15 protein-coding genes are annotated in these 16821 nt (G+C 42.3%); 6 read left to right on the top strand and 9 right to left on the bottom strand.

What is annotated here, in order from left to right; translation table 11 throughout:
• Positions 1-66 precede the first annotated feature (66 nt).
• The 3 genes from AAJP47_RS09530 (at position 67) to AAJP47_RS09520 (ending at position 5055) form a co-directional block, all read left to right on the top strand.
• Entirely contained in the window at positions 67-996 is a 930-nt protein-coding gene (locus AAJP47_RS09530; RefSeq protein WP_346717680.1) for a LysR substrate-binding domain-containing protein, read from the top strand.
• Positions 997-1204: 208 nt separating this feature from the next.
• Positions 1205-3754, top strand: coding sequence for a membrane-bound PQQ-dependent dehydrogenase, glucose/quinate/shikimate family (locus AAJP47_RS09525; protein ID WP_346717679.1), 2550 nt, complete (start codon positions 1205-1207; stop codon positions 3752-3754).
• Between the two features lie 296 nt (positions 3755-4050).
• Positions 4051-5055, top strand: a complete 1005-nt coding sequence (locus AAJP47_RS09520; RefSeq protein ID WP_346717678.1) for an LLM class flavin-dependent oxidoreductase — start codon at positions 4051-4053, stop codon at positions 5053-5055.
• 285 nt (positions 5056-5340) lie between these two features.
• Here AAJP47_RS09520 and AAJP47_RS09515 read toward each other — a convergent pair whose 3' ends face one another.
• The 6 genes from AAJP47_RS09515 to ispF all read right to left on the bottom strand — a co-directional run bounded on the left by AAJP47_RS09515 (position 5341) and on the right by ispF (position 11203).
• Positions 5341-6300, bottom strand: a complete 960-nt coding sequence (locus AAJP47_RS09515; RefSeq protein ID WP_346717677.1) for an AEC family transporter — start codon at positions 6298-6300, stop codon at positions 5341-5343.
• A gap of 272 nt (positions 6301-6572) precedes the next feature.
• Positions 6573-6782, bottom strand: a complete 210-nt coding sequence (locus tag AAJP47_RS09510; protein ID WP_346717676.1) for a ChaB family protein — start codon at positions 6780-6782, stop codon at positions 6573-6575.
• Between the two features lie 273 nt (positions 6783-7055).
• The gene (gene mnmG, locus AAJP47_RS09505; protein ID WP_346717675.1) at positions 7056-8954 is read right to left on the bottom strand and encodes a tRNA uridine-5-carboxymethylaminomethyl(34) synthesis enzyme MnmG; all 1899 of its coding nucleotides are present in this window, start codon (positions 8952-8954) and stop codon (positions 7056-7058) included.
• Positions 8955-9236: 282 nt separating this feature from the next.
• On the bottom strand, positions 9237-9776 hold the full coding sequence (locus AAJP47_RS09500; protein WP_346717674.1) for a hypothetical protein: 540 nt from the start codon (positions 9774-9776) through the stop codon (positions 9237-9239).
• 256 nt (positions 9777-10032) lie between these two features.
• Positions 10033-10383 carry a Grx4 family monothiol glutaredoxin gene (gene grxD / locus AAJP47_RS09495; RefSeq protein WP_346717673.1) on the bottom strand — a complete coding sequence of 117 codons (351 nt, stop codon included), beginning with the start codon at positions 10381-10383 and terminating at the stop codon, positions 10033-10035.
• Between the two features lie 319 nt (positions 10384-10702).
• The gene (gene ispF / locus AAJP47_RS09490) at positions 10703-11203 is read right to left on the bottom strand and encodes a 2-C-methyl-D-erythritol 2,4-cyclodiphosphate synthase (protein WP_346717672.1); all 501 of its coding nucleotides are present in this window, start codon (positions 11201-11203) and stop codon (positions 10703-10705) included.
• A 270-nt stretch (positions 11204-11473) separates the two neighbouring features.
• On the opposite strand from ispF, the gene mnmA reads away from it, so the two are divergent.
• Positions 11474-12685: a tRNA 2-thiouridine(34) synthase MnmA gene (mnmA, locus tag AAJP47_RS09485; RefSeq protein ID WP_346717671.1), complete on the top strand. Its 1212-nt coding sequence runs from the start codon at positions 11474-11476 to the stop codon at positions 12683-12685.
• A 28-nt stretch (positions 12686-12713) separates the two neighbouring features.
• Here the strand turns inward: mnmA and AAJP47_RS09480 are convergent, their stop codons facing one another.
• On the bottom strand, positions 12714-13541 hold the full coding sequence (locus AAJP47_RS09480) for a hypothetical protein (RefSeq protein WP_346717670.1): 828 nt from the start codon (positions 13539-13541) through the stop codon (positions 12714-12716).
• Positions 13542-13778: 237 nt separating this feature from the next.
• The gene (locus AAJP47_RS09475; protein ID WP_346717669.1) at positions 13779-14207 is read right to left on the bottom strand and encodes a hypothetical protein; all 429 of its coding nucleotides are present in this window, start codon (positions 14205-14207) and stop codon (positions 13779-13781) included.
• Between the two features lie 305 nt (positions 14208-14512).
• Between AAJP47_RS09475 and purB the strand changes: the two genes are divergently transcribed.
• Positions 14513-15904 carry an adenylosuccinate lyase gene (gene purB, locus AAJP47_RS09470; protein WP_346717668.1) on the top strand — a complete coding sequence of 464 codons (1392 nt, stop codon included), beginning with the start codon at positions 14513-14515 and terminating at the stop codon, positions 15902-15904.
• A gap of 52 nt (positions 15905-15956) precedes the next feature.
• The gene (locus AAJP47_RS09465; RefSeq protein ID WP_346717667.1) at positions 15957-16595 is read left to right on the top strand and encodes a DUF2238 domain-containing protein; all 639 of its coding nucleotides are present in this window, start codon (positions 15957-15959) and stop codon (positions 16593-16595) included.
• 10 nt (positions 16596-16605) lie between these two features.
• Here the strand turns inward: AAJP47_RS09465 and AAJP47_RS09460 are convergent, their stop codons facing one another.
• Positions 16606-16785, bottom strand: coding sequence for an NF038104 family lipoprotein (locus AAJP47_RS09460; protein WP_346717666.1), 180 nt, complete (start codon positions 16783-16785; stop codon positions 16606-16608).
• Positions 16786-16821 lie beyond the last annotated feature (36 nt).

The following is a 16821-nucleotide window of genomic DNA, read 5'->3' as shown; positions in this document are numbered from 1 at the left end:
TTATTTTCACATTTTTATTTTATGTATACAGACGGGGTTTGTATATTTACACGATAGGATTAAGTTATGGCAATCGATGTAGTGGTCAATCAGCGGCACTTACAAATTCAGCTCAAACAGTTGGAGACGGTATGGCATACGGTGATCAATGGCTATAACTTAAGTCAAGCAGCAACAGTATTGCATACCAGTCAATCAAGCTTATCAAAGCACATTGCCGCGCTTGAAAATCAATTAAAAACCGAGGTGTTTATTCGTCAAGGCAAGCGCTTGACTGGCCTTACCACTATGGGCACAGCGCTCATGCCACACATCGAATCTATCTTTGCTGAAATTCGTACCATTGAAAACCTCAGTCTCGATTTTAACAATCCAAATATCGGCACCCTCACTATCGCCACCACGCATACACAGGCACGTTATGTCTTGCCAAAAGTGGTCAAAGAGTTCAAAGCGCGTTTTCCCAAGGTCAATTTAATCCTACAACAAGCCGATCCTGAAACCATTGCTCAGATGGTCATTCGTGGACAAGCCGACATTGGTATTGCCACCGAGTCTTTATTGCATAACAATTATCTTAGATGCTATCGATATTACGACTGGACGCACCGTGTTATTGTGCCAAGCGATCATGAGCTTGCCAACCAAGAGTCAGTTGACCTACCGACCCTTGCCAGCTATCCCATTGTAACGTATCACGGCGGTTTTACAGGACGCGGCGCCATTGACAAGACATTTGAGAACGCAGGTTTGGAGCCTGATATTGTACTAGCTGCGCTTGATGCCGATGTGATTAGCACCTACGTTGGTCTTGGTTTGGGTATCGGCATCATCGCTGAGATGGCGTTTGAGCCCAGTCATTATCAGAACTTAACGGCCATTCCTGTCGATCATTTCGGACGTTTTACCAGCTGGATGGCAGTACGAGACGATGCTGAAATTCGTCAATATGGACGCGCCTTTATGGAGCTGTGTCAAAAGCAATTTGATAACTAAATACAACCTATGCCCAGCCTGTCAAACGGTTGTTAACTTACAGTAACTTTACCGAGCTTATGTATAAGTGATAAAATAACGTCTAAAACGTGATTCTGCGTTTGATTTGTTATTTATGCATGTATTGATGGACGCCTAGACATTCAATTGTACTGGGTGTCAATCAGTGCATGTCCATTTGCTTTTATGTAAACAGGTTGTACCGCTCATGGAAAAATTCGTAGCGATTATTATGGGAGTTTTTGCCGTCCCTCTGCTTATCGGCGGCGCTTATCTGCTCTCTCTAGGCGGAAGTCCTTATTATCTCTTTGCTGGCATTATGATGTTAGCGACCGCATTTTTATTGTTCAAAAAACATTGGAGCGCTTACGGAGTTTACGCGATATTTATCGTTGTGACGCTGGTGTGGGCGCTTTGGGAATCTGGTTTTTATTGGTGGGCGCTGGCAACTCGCTTGGGCTTCCCGCTAATCTTTGGCCTACTGATGCTTCTGCCGTGGGTCTCTAAAAAGATGAACGGTGCTCATACTCAAGTAGCAACAGACACCGCTCATAGTCCAAGAACCACAGTTACTACTAAAAAGAATCCGCTTTACTATTGGGGATTGCTGGCTAGTGTGGTTGTGGGTGCACTGATTTCTTTCGGTAGTATGGCTAATAATGCCACCGATAAATTAGGCGAACTTGGCTTAACTGCCAAAGATGATGGTGATCAAAACGCCACTTCTGCCAATCTTGGTGATCCATTATCAAATGGTCAGCAAACGCCAGAGGGTGAATGGAGCGCGTATGGTGGTACTGACTACGGGCAACGCTACTCTCCTTTGACTCAAATCAACACTGATAATGTCAAAGACTTAGAACTGGCTTGGCAAATTCAAACTGGGGATATGAAAGGTCCTGGTGATACTGGTGAGACCACTTACGAGGTAACCCCTCTCAAAATTGGTAACGCACTATATGTATGTACACCGCATAATTGGGTCTTGGCTTTAGATGCCGACTCTGGTGAAACATTATGGAAGTTTGATCCTAAAATATCAGGAGACCTACAGCGTCAGCATCAAACCTGCCGTGGTGTGTCTTACTATGCTGGTCAAGCTGGCATAGGTAACACTCCTCCAGCAGTTAATGATCAAGCAGACAGCAATAATGCTACTAATGCAGCTGTTGCCACTCAATCGACTGCGACCAGCAATGTGATGGCACAAAAAGTGGCTGGTAATACCTTTGAAAACGCCTCTAAACAGTGCGATGCCAAGATATTCATACCAACCTCTGATGCTAAGCTATATGCACTTGATCCAAATACTGGGCAACGCTGTCAGAATTTTGGTGAAGATGGTTCGTTAGATTTGATGCACAATATGCCATTCAAACAAGATGGCTACTATTATTCAACCTCTCCACCAATCGTCGTAGGTGATACGATTGTTGTGGCGGGTGCAGTAAATGATAACTACGATGTTAACTCACCTTCTGGTGTGATTCGTGCTTATAATGTCAATACTGGCGAGCTATTGTGGAACTGGGATTCAGGCGATCCTGACAACACTGCGCCTTTCGATGTTAATGACCCAAGTCAGACATACAAAACCAGTTCGCCAAACTCATGGTCAACGGCCAGTGCGGATGAAGAGCTTGGTTTGGTTTATTTCCCGATGGGCAATCGTGTACCAGATCAATTAGGCAGCTACCGAAATGCCGCTGAAGAGAAGTATGCGACGTCTGTTGTTGCTTTAGATATTGCAACAGGGGAAGCGCGCTGGGTTCAACAATTTGTCCATCATGATCTTTGGGATATGGACACCCCTGCTCAGCCAAGTTTGATTGACTTAAATACTGATAGTGGCGTTCAACCTGCCCTTGTTGTTCCTACCAAACAAGGCGATGTGTATGTATTGAATCGTGAAACAGGCGAGCCAATCGTACCGATTAAAGAACGTGCAGCACCACAAGGTTACTTGGTTGCAGGTGAACATGCTGCTCCAACACAACCATACTCTGGTTTGAGCTTTGAGCCTGAGCCTTTGACTGAAAAAGACATGTGGGGTGGAAGTCTTATCGATCAAATGATGTGCCGTATTGAGTTTAATCAACTTAACTATGATGGTCGTTATACGCCACCATCGACGAACGGTAGTTTGGTCTATCCTGGAAACTTCGGTACCTTTAACTGGGGCAGCCTTGCTGTTGATCCTGAAAATGGTGTGATGTTTGGTATGCCAACCTATTTGGCATTTAAATCAAAACTTATTCCTAAAGATACGCTTGGTGATGCCGAAACCAATAAAGGAGAGCAAGGGGTTAATGCTAACGAAGGCGCAGACTATGCAGTCGAGCTTGGACCCTTCTTATCACCTTTAGGTATACCGTGTCAGCAGCCACCATGGGGTACGATCGCGGGTGCTGACTTAGCAACAGGCGAGATTGCCTATCAACGTAAAAATGGTACGGTACAAGACTTGTCTCCAATTCCATTGAAGTTTGAGCTGGGTGTTCCTGGTATCGGTGGACCTATCATCACCAAAGGTGGTGTCGCCTTCTTGTCCGCTGCTACTGAAAACAACTTCCGCGCTTATGATTTAAAAAATGGCGATGTGCTATGGAATGTGCGTATTCCAGCCGGTGGTCAAGCCACGCCCATGACTTATCTAAACTCTAAAGGCGAGCAGATGGTCGTATTGGTTGCAGGTGGACATGGTTCAGTGGGTACGAAGATCGGTGATTATGTGTTGGCTTATAAACTTGCTAAGTAATTAAGAGCAGTTTATAAATTGATGTTTTATTGATTTTACCCCGTTTTAAAAGTTTTGTTTTTTAAGATGGGGTACTTCCAAAAAAGAACAATTCTAATAAAAAGCAGATGACTTATGTCGTCTGCTTTTTTTATGAAACAACGATAATTAAAATTGGTATTTTGTCCTCGTTATAGTAGGTATAAATAACTCACGCTCATTTGTTATGATTTCTTACTGCGTTGTCACTTGACTTGAAATTACTAGCCACAGTGATCATATCAAGAGAAAATAATGAATACTTTATCGGATACTTTATGAGTAATACAATCCCCCTATCTTTCTTAGATCTAGCACCTGTTCCTGAAGGTAAAACTATCGCTGAAGGCATCGCTCAAACGGTTGAGACGGCACAGCAAGCAGAAAAAGTCGGTCTAAATCGATACTGGATGGCAGAACATCACAACATGCCGGGCATCGCTAGTGCCGCAACTTCCGTACTACTATCGCACATTGGTAGTCAAACCAAGCGCATACGTATTGGTGCAGGTGGCGTCATGCTACCCAACCACGCGCCGCTTGTTATTGCTGAGCAATTCGGAACCTTGCACGCTTTATATGGTGACCGTATTGATCTAGGATTGGGCCGTGCGCCCGGTACTGATGGCGCAACGTTTCAGGCGCTACGTCGTCAAATGAAGGATGCTGAGCGTTTTCCACAAGATGTACAAGAGCTGATGTATTTTTTGGGAAATGATACGGATGGCAGTCCTGTGCAGGCATTCCCTGGCGCGAATTCAAATGTTCCTATTTGGATTTTAGGGTCTTCTCTTTTTGGAGCGACTTTAGCCGCACACTTTGGACTTCCTTATGTGTTTGCTTCTCATTTTGCGCCGCAAATGCTGTCGCAAGCCATTGCCGCCTATCGTGAGCAGTTCAAACCTTCTGCCTATTTGGATAAGCCTTATGTGATGCTGGCTGCAAACTTGTTGCTTGCCGATGACGATGCTACGGCACAGTATCACTTTACTTCAGCCCAACAAAGCTTCGTCCGTTTACGTCGCGGTGAAACTGGTCAAATGCCAAAACCGACGCATGATATGGACAGTATTTGGAGTCAAGCAGAAAAAATGATGGTCGATAACGCGTTATCTGTGTCTTTTATCGGATCAGTTGAAACCGTTAAACCCAAACTTGCTGCATTCATAGCCACCCATCAGCCAGATGAGTTGATTGTTACCGCCAATGTCCATGACCAGACAGCGCGTTTGCGTTCACTTGAACTTACATCTCAGCTAAACTTGTTTACTTTACAACCTTGATAAGCAATTGCATAATTGTTGATAAACTACAACGAGAAAAAGGTCATGGAATTTTCTACTTTTATGGGTTCATCGATATTTTTGTACGTTGCAGCAGTGTTCGTAGTAACAATAGCTGGTGTTTATTTTACCTATCGAGTTAGCCCAAAACGTAAGCAGCGTCTTGCCGATAAGCGCAAACGAGATAATCTAAAATAGCAAAAACCCTCTTTTCCGATTGGATCAGAGGGTTTTTTTATGGGGAAACGACTAAACTTTTTCTTTTATTATAGAATACAAAAGTTGCTACATAAGCCCTAAAGCACGTAATATCGCCGCCCCAAATGCCATACCAAACATCCCTACTACGGTGGTAAATGCCAAAATATTTGCTGCAAGCACATCGTTGCCGCCCATTGCCTTTGCCATGACATAACTGGCGGCGGCGGCTGGCGATGCTACCATCAAGAATAGTACGCCCATGTGTACCCCTGATAAGCCAAAAGCCAATCCAATAGCAATAGCTACCAATGGGGCAACGATGATACGACCAATACTGGCTTGCATCGATAATCCCGACAGACGCAGCATTGACTTCATATCGATACTGGCTCCGGCACAAATCAGCGCTAATGGCAATGCCACTGCGGCAAGTAAATCACCAGTAACATGTATGACGCCTGTAATTGGGGGTAACCCCAGTGCTTTATAAGCAAATGCTGCCAACAATGCCAGTATTAGCGGATTGGTCGTCAATTTTTTGAAAACCATAATAATGCGGCTGCTCCACGTATCATCCACACTTTTAGACACGCGGCTTAACGTAATCACTGCTAAAATATTAAATAGTATCGTGACCACGCCCATATAGACAGCACCGATACTTAAACCTGCATCGCCATAAGCATTGTAAACGGTTGCTAAACCTATAATGGCCATGTTGCTACGGAAAATGCCTTGTACAAATACCCCTTGATCAGCAGGTTTGCTAATAAAGTATTTGGCGTAGATCTCTGCACCAATAAACAAGGTAAAAGTCACAAGGATGCCGACCCCTATCAGAGTGATTTGCTTTGCATAATCAACATTACTATCAGCCACACTAAAAAATAGCAGACAAGGCAAGCAATAATTAAAAACAAAGTTTGATGATTGGTCAATAAAGGTTTGGCTGGCTTGACCGCGGCGTTGCATAAAAAAACCCAACCCCATTAGAGCAAGGTTGGGCAGGACAATAGTAATCGCAAAAATAATAGCTTCAATCATAGATAAGCTCGAATCAGCAAGGTTCTCAAAATCACAGCTTTATAGCAATGACCGCCTGCTTTTTATAGGTAGTTTGTATAGTTAGAATGGTTAAAAATTTTAAGTCAAAATAAGGCAATATAGTTAATCCATTTTAAAAGAGCACCATTTTACTGGGATAAACTTTGCCAAACCTCTGTCAGGCTTAAGAACAGCCAGCAAGCAAAATCTAGACCAGTAAAATATGAGAGCACTATGTACTACTTTTATTTTGGATTAATTGTAACACCTATTTATTTGTGATCTGGTTTTTTTACCCATTCGCCGTCAGAGTTTTTCTCATAAACATTTTCAACGGCTGCCCATGCAGTCGCGAACCAGCGAGATTCCTCATCATATTGGTCGCTTGCACTATTAAAGGCGGCTCGAAAGATTTCTTGCGCATGTTTGGGCAAGTTATCTTTTACCTCAGGCGGCAAGTCTGATAGTTTGTCATAAGGCATAAGAAAGCTCCTTTTCTTTTGTCGATTTTTTATAGATACATACTGAACATTAGATAGGTACTGAACATTAGATAGGTACTGAACATTTCCATCTTCCATTTTACCTATTATTTCACCCTAAGATAGTATAAACACACTTTAAGTTGTTTTAGCATTGTTAAAACGTTTAAAAAATAATCTACATTTGAGCCTTTTAAAAATAACTTAAACAAAAAAAGCTCATAACAATATAATGCTATAAGCTTTTTTGAGTCACGATTATTTATTAAATTATTATGACGCGTTTAAAGCCAACGCCGCTTTTTTATTCTTTTTGACGGTCATCGCCAGCAACTGTACAGCCGCTGGTGTTACGCCACTCACACGCCCAGCTTGCGCGAGCGTAGCAGGTCGTACTTTGGTTAGCTTTTGCACAATCTCATTAGACAGACCAGATACCACCGTATAATCAAAATCCGTCGGCAACGCTGTATTTTCGAGACGTTTCATTTGATCGATCTCTTCTTGCTGACGATCAATATAACCTGCGTATTTGACAGAGATCTCTATCTGCTCACCAACCTGCGCATCAACTTTTGAGTCAGTAATAGCAGCAATATCAGCAAAATGAATCTGCGGACGTTTTAGCAGATCATAGGCATTCGCTTCTTTTGACAGAACCTCACCTGTTTGCTCACTTACTTGCTGACCCAAAGTATTGGTTGGTGTTGCCCACATGTCTTTTAAACGCGCAGATTCTGTGGCAATGGCTTCCATTTTTTCTTGATAGGCTTGCCAGCGCGCATCGTCAACCAAACCAAGCTTACGACCCGTCTCAGTAAGACGTTGGTCCGCATTGTCTTCGCGCAATAATAAACGATACTCTGCTCGACTGGTAAACATACGATACGGCTCAGTAGTGCCATGAGTAATCAAATCATCGACAAGCACGCCAAGATAAGCTTCATCGCGGCGCGGTGTCCAAGTTTCAAACTCACTATTGTCACGCGTGACCAATGCTGCATTCGTACCTGCTAACAAACCTTGGACGCCCGCTTCTTCATAACCTGTCGTACCATTGATCTGACCTGCAAAGTACAAGCGATCAATAGATTTGGTTTCAAGCGTTGGCTTCAAGCTTTGTGGATCGAAGTAATCATATTCAATCGCATAACCCGGACGCGTGATATGTGCGTTCTCCAAACCTTTCATGCTGTGAATAAAATCTAGCTGCACATCAAACGGTAAACTGGTCGAGATACCATTTGGGTACAGCTCATGCGTAGTCAACCCCTCTGGTTCGATAAAGATTTGGTGGCTGTCTTTATCCGCAAAACGATGGATTTTATCTTCAATAGAAGGACAGTATCGTGGACCAACCCCTTCAATCTTGCCAGAAAACATCGGTGAACGATCAAGATTCTCACGGATAATGTCATGAGTGCGTGCATTGGTATGCGTGATATAGCAGTTGACCTGCTCAGGGTGCATCGACACATCACCCATATAACTCATGACCGGCAATGGCGTGTCACCAGGCTGTACTGTCATCACGCTAAAATCAACGCTGCGCGCATCGATACGAGCTGGCGTACCTGTTTTTAGACGTCCAACTGGTAACTTTAGCTCACGCAGACGGTCAGCAAGCTTAATCGAAGGCTGGTCTCCTGCGCGTCCGCCGTTTGAGTTTTCAAGACCAATATGAATCACCCCGCCCAAGAAAGTACCTGAGGTTAATACAACCGTTTCCGTCTTAAAAATGATACCAGTCGAGGTAACAACCGCTGTCGCTCGCCCATTTTCTACCAAAATATCATCCGCCGCTTGCTGGAATATATCCAGATTTGGCTGGTTCTCCAATGTATGGCGAATCGCAGCTTTATAAAGAATACGATCTGCTTGAGCACGCGTCGCTCTTACGGCAGCCCCTTTGCGACTGTTCAATACTCGAAACTGGATACCTGCTTTGTCCGTTGCGAGCGCCATTGCGCCGCCCAGTGCATCAATTTCGCGCACCAAATGCGATTTACCGATACCGCCAATGGCTGGGTTACAGCTCATCTGTCCAAGCGTTTCAATATTATGCGTCAATAGCAAGGTCTGCGCGCCCATACGTGCGGCTGCCAACGCAGCTTCTGTGCCAGCATGACCGCCACCGATCACTACCACATCATAATTTTTAGGATATTGCATGCATGCCTCGCTTGAATGACGATATGTTTAGCAACACGTTATTGTCTATAATAAATGTGCTACAAGATTGATAATCGTCATTCATATAATAAGTACGGATGATATAAGTGATTAAAACTTAAATAGATAACCGATAATTATAACAATTTTTTGTCACTTAAAAAACGCTAGAACCAAAACTGTTAAAATTAACGCTAAAAATGAACCAAGCAACTACTAATCTAAGCCACTACTAAACTAAGCCACTACTATTAGCTTTTCTAAGTATTAGTTTTTTAGATATCAGTTTGACTGATTACCAGGGCTTAGCGGTACGATTTGATCCGATTGACCACTGCTCAGCATATGATGACTGCCATAGCCTTCTGGATTAATTTGTAAGTACGCATTCATCAAACCAATTGCCTCGCCGTCATTACTGGCCAAAATCTGCTCTTTTATAATATCGACAGGAGGTAATGGTAAATTCTTCAGAAGCGCTAAAAGCTGTTGATTGTCGCCTTTGTTAACCACCAATTCGATAAGCTGGCGCGCATCAATCGGCAAGTCTGGAGTGCTTTGAGCCAATAGTGCCAAATGATAAGCACCAGCAGGATCTTGATCCGCCACAATACGCTGCTCAATAGCAATATAAGTCGCTTCTGTGGCGCCGCCTGCCACACTTAATTGATGGATACATTTAAGGGCTGAGTTTGCTTCGTTATCTGCAATCTCAGTGATTCGTAAAGATTCATTTTTTAAACGCTCGCGACGCTTTTCGATAGCCGCTTGTTCGGCTGCTTCTTTTTGCGCATCTTGTTGATCATATACTTGAGTATTCATAAGACTCTCTTATTAATAAAGGTACTTATTTTGTTTATATTGAACACTATATGGGGTCAAAACCTGTAAAAGCAATAACGTATATAGGCCATAAAAAACCCAAATAGCCATAAGACTACTTGGGTTCATGGTACTTTAATAGCAAAACTGATTTATGTATCACTGTTTTTTAAAACATCATAAATGCTATCAATAATAATGTTATAAGTTATAAATAGTAATGCTATAAACCATCTTACCTATTACTGATAACTGGTTAAGCAGCAGGACTGTTGGCTTCAACCAATGGCTTTAGCTCACCTGATTGATACATCTGCAAGATAATATCAGAGCCACCCATCAACTCGCCATCAATCCACAATTGTGGAAACGTTGGCCAATTGGCAATTTTTGGTAACGTTGCACGGATTTCTGGGTTTTCTAAGATATTTACAAAGGCAAACGGACGGCCAATCTGCGTCAATACTTCAATAGAACGGGCAGAAAAACCACACTGCGGAAACTGCGGTGTGCCTTTCATATAAATAATAACTTTGTTGTCGCGGATTTGATCACGAATCAATTGTTCGACATCATTTGTAGCAGTATTTGGGGTTTGATCACTCATAAAAACTCCTATTGATAAGGCGGTACATTAAAAAGGCAATAAATATAAAATAGTAATATTGCAAAGTCATTGGATGACAATCTAAATGACGATATGGCTGATACATGGGGCGATTATCGCCATATTACAAGCATGATCGCTATAGATCCAGCTCAAAACAAAATCGTTGCGTGAATATCTAGGTACTAGTGGGATCAATTTTTTGCCGCCTCTGTCACGCTGGCGAACAGCAAGCAAGAAAGATTTATACTAATGGCCCCGTATTGATTTTGAAATGACTCGACTATTATTAGCCTACTGGACAGCCATTAAATGTCGGCTACGTGTCAGCTTTGTTTGGAACCAATAATACCACGGCATTGGCCATGATACCTTCTTGGCGTCCAGTAAAACCTAGTTTTTCTGTGGTAGTGGCTTTGACGCTGATATTACTAACCGCTGTTTGCAAGTCGCTTGCGATATTGTCACGCATGGCTTGATTGTGCGGTGCCAATTTTGGACGCTCACACATGACGGTGATATCAGCGTTACCTAGGACATATCCCGCCTCTTGGACTTTGCTATATACGTAGCGTAATAGTACTCGTGAATCCAAACCAGCATGCGCCGCATCCGTATCTGGAAAATGCTGACCGATATCACCAAGCGCCAATGCGCCTAGTAGTGCATCTGCTAATGCATGTAGCACCACATCACCATCAGAGTGTGCCAACAAACTATGTGTATGCTCGATCGGCACGCCAGCCAATATGACATATTGCTGCTGCTGACCATTGTTATGAAACGCATGTACATCGATGCCTTGACCAATTTTTATCATTATTATTCCAACTCAATTAAAGCATGTTAATTAGGCGTGATTAAAATAATTCAAAACTACTATCTGAATTTCTAAAGGAATTTTACTCAACCTAAGATGCCATAGGTCGCCACCAGTTTCAATTAACTGGTATAATATGACGCTTATTTTATCATAATACCGAATTCAAAAGAAAAACTGGCACCGTTAAAATGCTAATGCTATCCATCAAAGCATCTGTTATGAGTACCACTACGATTTTGAATTAAGTATAAATAATTGAGCCGTTCTATGTCAGCCATTACATCACATTCAGATTCTTTTTCTGCCCATCGTCCTTTAACGCTTGCCGATATTGACAGTCCTAGCACCAAGCATGTCATCGTTGGTATGTCAGGTGGCGTTGACTCTTCTGTCTCGGCCGTCTTGCTTCAGCAGGCAGGCTTTAAGGTGGAAGGCTTGTTTATGAAAAACTGGGAAGAAGATGATGGTACTGAATACTGTACTGCAATGGATGACTTAGCGGACGCGCAAGCCGTCTGTGACAAGATTGGCATCAAATTGCACACGGCCAATTTTGCTATGGAATATTGGGATCGCGTTTTTGAGCACTTCTTGGCAGAATATAAAGCGGGGCGCACGCCGAACCCTGATATTTTATGCAATAAAGAAATCAAATTTAAAGCATTTTTGGACTACGCGTTGACGCTTGGTGCCGATTATATTGCCACTGGTCACTATACCCGTCGTAGCATAAATTATACTAATACAGATGGCGAAACAGTCGCGCAGTTATTACGCGGACTGGATAATAACAAAGACCAAAGCTATTTCTTACATGCTGTTGGCGGCGACAAAATTGCCAAAACGCTATTCCCGGTTGGCGAGCTTGAAAAACCTGTTGTCCGTCAGATCGCTGAAGAACATGATCTGATCACGGCAAAAAAGAAGGACTCTACCGGTATTTGCTTCATTGGTGAGCGTCGTTTCAAAGACTTCTTGCAGCAGTACTTGCCTGCGCAAAAAGGCGACATCATTACTGATGACCATAAAAAAATCGGTACGCATGATGGACTTATGTACTATACGCTGGGGCAACGCGGTGGCATCGGTATTGGCGGTGTCAAAGATCGCCCCGAAGAGCCGTGGTTTGTACTGGCTAAAGATTTGGACAAAAACCGCTTAATCGTCGGTCAAGGGCATGAGCATCCGATGCTAATGAGCAATGAGCTGCACGCTTATAAGCTTGATTGGATTGAAGGCTTACCACCTACTGATATTTTCAGCGATAAAGGCCTACGCTGTATGGCAAAATCGCGCTATCGTCAGCCTGACCAAGCGTGCTACGTTTTTGCCACAAAAGCGGACGGTAGCGAAGTCCGCGTGATATTTGATGAACCGCAACGTGCGGTTACGCCTGGTCAGTCAGCGGTATTCTATATAGATGAAGTATGCTTAGGCGGCGGTGTTATTGCCTCTATCGATGCACCGCGAGCGCTTTGATAACACTAATAGAGCTTTAGTATAGTGGCTATTTTTTGTTAGTAGCTGTAGCAACCTTTGCCACACCATTTGTCGTGCCGTTCGTTGTATTAGGATTGGCATCCTCAACTGTATATATTTGATAAGTCAATTGAGCAACAGGTTCAAGTTCTGATGTGAACTGATAAAAGCGAATATCATAGCTGCCCTGTGTCCAACCATCATACGGCTGAAAACTGACCCAATTTTGGTTCTTATTGGCAACAATATCTTTTTTCTCAAATAACAGCACTTGTCCTGTTTGGTTATTGACCCACTTAACAAATACGTAAGGACTTTCAGGCACTTTACCGCCTGTGTCCAAGTGAGCATATAGTTTTGTATCTTTACCCAAAGTTGAGGTATCAAGTGACACTGTAGGCATAACTGTATCTAGCGATAGTTTCACAGTACCTGCTAAAGGCTGATTGTCATTTTCTTTATAGAGCTCTTCTACTGCTCTTTCAGCGAAACGTCTTTTATCTCCAATCGCACTACTCGCATCTTTTGCCATAAACCTGTCGACGTATTGTCCAAGCATATAGTCTGGCATCTTATCTACGATATCAAGCGCCTGCTGCTGTGAATAGTCATTTATAGATGGATTACTCGAACCATTAGTATTCTGAACACCTACACTATTGGCATACTTTTCCAGCTCGGCCAGTGAGTTATTGTTTTTATTTAGATTGGATTGATCAGCACTAGCTAGTGACGTCTGCTGTTTTGCTTGCATAACCTGATCCATTTGTTGCTTGCTCATCAACAAATAAGTTCCTAAACTACCAAAAATAAAGGCAACTAGAATGGATGAAAAAAATAATAATTTGTCTTTCATAGGGTATCAATAGTCTAGAACAATAGTTGATGCAAAGAGCTTTTCATTAATAGTAATTGATAAAAAACATTGCACGTCATTTGGGATAAATATGTCTCATTCAATTAAGCGCAAAAAAGCCATTTCTATCAGCGATAAAAACGGCAATAATTTATATGAATAAAAGATAGCTTTAGGCTTAGCTGATGTCAACAGCTATCAAATATGAACTAAAATAAACGTTCAATATTATTAAACTCAAATACACAAATAGCCATATTTGCTATCACTGGTAGTCGCATTATCATCTTCTAGATAATCAATAAATTCTTGAATATCGTCACCTATAGAATCAAGATCATCACGGCTATCTCCACCAACCTGATAGTTAAATACTGTTGTATCATTGATAACATCAGCGTTGCATGAGAGTGCAAAAGTTCTACCATTGTTAAGGTCTGGAACTTTCACTAAGCAGGTAGGAGAAGAGTTATTAGATTGTTCCACTAGGAAAAAATCTTGTTTAATTGTAAAAGAATCTTTATCTACTACACAGTTGGGTAAGCCTAGAAATTTAGCGGGTATAATTTCGTTATTATTACTACTACCACTACTGTCACTATCACCGCCGCAAGCGCTAAGCGCCAATGCCGAGCCCAACACTAAAACGCCAACGAATTTATTCATAGTTTGTTTTCCATTTAGTAAACTATTGATTGTTAAAAGTAGTTTATTAAACCACTTTTACATTGTAAAAACAATAGCGTTACAATATAAATTGTTCATTTTAAACAAAAAACTTTCATATCCCCTGAAGGTAAGTCTTTCAGTGATGTAACAAATGTATTATTCATTCTCTGTTTAGGGAATAATCAATAGAGAGTGGGGCTAAAGCTGACTTTTTTATATCGACTTTTGCTATAATTATGCGATTAAAATTTTCCTGCTGTACTAAGCACTCCTTTACTTCCTGTTCATCAAAAGGCGATATCATGACTCCACTTACCGCACTCTCTCCCATCGACGGTCGCTATGCGTCCAAAGCTGATAGCTTGCGTCCTTATCTATCTGAATTTGGTTTGATTAAAGCCCGCGTTACGGTTGAGATTCGCTGGTTACAGTCATTAGCAGATAATGATGCGATTGGGGAACTGGCTGCGTTTGATGCAGATACCAATGCTTTTTTAAATCGTATTGTTGATGATTTTAGCGAAGCAGATGCGCAAGCCATCAAAGATATTGAAGCGACGACCAATCACGATGTCAAAGCGGTCGAGTACTTTATTAAAGACAAGTTCCGTGGTCAGGATGCACTCATTGACTCATTGGAATTCATTCACTTTGCGTGTACCAGTGAAGACATTAATAACTTATCATACGCGCTGATGCTCAAAGACAGCCGTGACATTGTAGTAGCTAAAATGCAGCAAGTAACGGACAGCATCGTAGATTTGGCTGTTACTCACGCTGAGCAACCTATGTTGTCACGTACGCATGGTCAAACCGCAAGCCCAACCACGCTTGGTAAAGAGATGGCAAACGTGGCTTACCGCCTTGCCCGTCAAATCAAGCAAATTAACCAAGTAGAGTTATTGGGTAAAATCAATGGCGCGGTCGGTAACTATAACGCCCATTTTTCAGCCTATCCTGAGGTTGATTGGCAGACCCATGCCGCCCAATTTATCGATGAGCGTTTGGAGTTGACCTTCAATCCTTATACCACGCAGATTGAGCCACACGATTATATTGCCGAATTGTTTGATGCAGTAAAACGTTTTAATACTATTTTGATCGATTTTAACCGTGACGTTTGGCAATATATTAGCTTAGGCTATTTTAAACAGCGCCTAAAAGACGGCGAAGTAGGTTCTTCTACGATGCCGCATAAAGTCAATCCAATTGATTTTGAAAACTCAGAAGGTAACTTAGGTGTGGCCAATGCCATGCTGGCACATTTGGGTGAAAAACTACCAATTTCACGTATGCAGCGTGATCTATCAGATTCAACCGTTTTACGTAATATCGGTGTTGGTCTGGCGCAAAGTATGATTGCTTTTGATGCGTGCTTAAAAGGCGTGGGTAAGCTTGAATTAAATGCCCAGCGTTTAAATGAAGACCTCAATCAAGCCCAAGAAGTATTGGCTGAGCCCATTCAAACCGTCATGCGTCGCTACCGCGTTGAAAACCCATATGAAAAACTAAAAGCTTTGACGCGCGGTAATGCGATGACGCGTGAAGCCATGCTGACATTTGTTGAAAGTGATGAGCTGTCTGCGGTGAGCGATACTGATAAAGCTCGCCTTCGCGAATTGACGCCTGCTACTTATACCGGTAATGCCGCTGAACAAGCTCGCACTATCAAAGAGTGGATAGCCAAGCTTTAATAGTAAATCAATAAGTAGGTGCTCACGATGTATTACTATGTGATGCGTTGCTATGTATAGTCACTATAAGTCAGTCATTGTCAGTACTATGGTGGTATTTATCGTCATGGTACTGGCAAGTATTGAACCGCTAGCGTGGTCAAGCTACCTACTTCATCAGCTTGGTACTTTACTTTTTTTGGCATTGATGCTGAGCGCTTTCCATTATCGCTACATCAGTTCGCGCTCTTATGCGTTCGCTTCATTATTTTTAGTCATTCATATCATAGGCGCGCGTTATTTATACTCGTACGTGCCTTATGATGATTGGATACAGCAACTATTTGATGTACGTTTGGGTGAGTTGTTTGGTTGGCAGCGCAATATGTATGATCGCCTTGTCCATTTCAGTTATGGTCTTTTGCTGTTTAGCGCGATGGTTGAAAGCTCAAAATCCATTTTCGCCATTCAATCAACAAAACTATTAATCGCTATCGCACTCATGATCAATATGTCATCGAGCCTACTCTATGAGCTAATCGAGTGGAGCATTGCCTTAACTTTATCGCCAGAAGCGGCTGAAGCTTATAATGGTCAGCAGGGAGATGTTTGGGATGCCCACAAAGACATGACTATGGCACTACTTGGCGGGCTGATTGCGGCAGGAATGGTTCTGTTTCAGACACGTAAAAATCGAAAGTTAAGCAAATAACAGATTTTTTCTAGTCGTTATCACTATCGCTGTCGCCTGGGATAATGGCTTTGCCAACTGCAACGGTGCCTTTGACCACGCCTTTAGTGGTTTTATAAGCAACTTTAGCAGGCACAGTCACAATTTTGTGCACACAGGCTTGTAATAAAAATACGCTAGCGATGATGACGATGATATGTAAATTTTTCATAAATTACCTACGATAGATTAGATGCTCGATTAGGAG

It is taken from the genome of Psychrobacter halotolerans (assembly GCF_039680845.1).
GTDB lineage: Bacteria > Pseudomonadota > Gammaproteobacteria > Pseudomonadales > Moraxellaceae > Psychrobacter.
Note: the sequence above shows the minus strand (reverse complement) of the source record. Positions and strands in the feature narration are given on the sequence as shown.